This is a genomic window from Deinococcus pimensis DSM 21231 (assembly GCF_000519345.1).
GTDB lineage: Bacteria > Deinococcota > Deinococci > Deinococcales > Deinococcaceae > Deinococcus_A > Deinococcus_A pimensis.
In genome coordinates this window covers 7243-8131 of record NZ_KI912680.1, presented here as the reverse complement: position 1 = coordinate 8131, position 889 = coordinate 7243, and the positions used below count along the sequence as shown (strand labels likewise).

The following is an 889-nucleotide window of genomic DNA, read 5'->3' as shown; positions in this document are numbered from 1 at the left end:
GGTCACGGCGATCTCGCCCGCGCCGGGCGTGCCGCGGCCCGTGAGGGCCCGCACGACGGTGCGTCCGTCGAGGACGAGGGTGGTGAGGCCGTCCGCGCCGACGGCGGTGCGGCCGTCCCCGACGAACAGCGTGAGCCAGTTCGGGTTGGGCTTCGCGGTGACGGTGTTCACGACGGTGGTGCCCCACGCGCCCCGCAGGGTGTAGCGGGGTTTCGGGAAGCCGAACAGCAGGTCGCCCGCGTCGGTGATGCCGAGCGCGCCGCGCCGCTCCAGGCTGCTGGCGAGCATCAGGCCGCCCTGCGCGACGAGGTCGACGGGCAGGGCGCTGCCGGGGTCGAAGTAGCCGCCGTTGACGCCCGCGACGCCCCCGGCGCGCTTCACGTGGTCGAAGAGGGACGCGGCCTGCCCGACGGGCGCGGTGACGACCTTCGGGACGTACTGCGCGGGGTCGAAGCTCAGGAGGTGCAGCCGTCCGATCTGACGGTACGCCACACCCGGCGCGAGTTTGTCCGTGTCGGGCGGCGGCGTGACGGACGGGTCGGTGTTGGTGACGGTGTCCACGACGACGCGGGGCGGGTCCGCGAGGGTGAAGACGTTGCTCTGGCCGTCCGCGCCCGTGTCGAGCCGCACGACGAGGTTGCCGGAGCCGGGCGTGACGGTGAGCAGGTCGCCGGAGTCGAGCTTCTGCGCGCCGGGCGCGTTCGTGCCGACGTCGTGGAGGGTGAGGGTGAGGCCGCGCGTGTCGCGGGCGAGGTCGTAGCGGACGTCCGCGTCGAATTCCAGCACGAGGCGCTGGTGCTGCATGGCGCGCTTCATGGTGAGGCTGCTGCGGACGTTCGCGAGCCGCGCGGACGGCGCGGGCTGGGCGGGTGGGGCAGGCTGCGCGGGG

General features: G+C 74.4%; 1 pseudogene. It reads right to left on the bottom strand.

What is annotated here, in order from left to right:
* Window positions 1-889, bottom strand: a pseudogene (locus tag DEIPI_RS35035) (AMIN domain-containing protein); the annotation flags it as partial.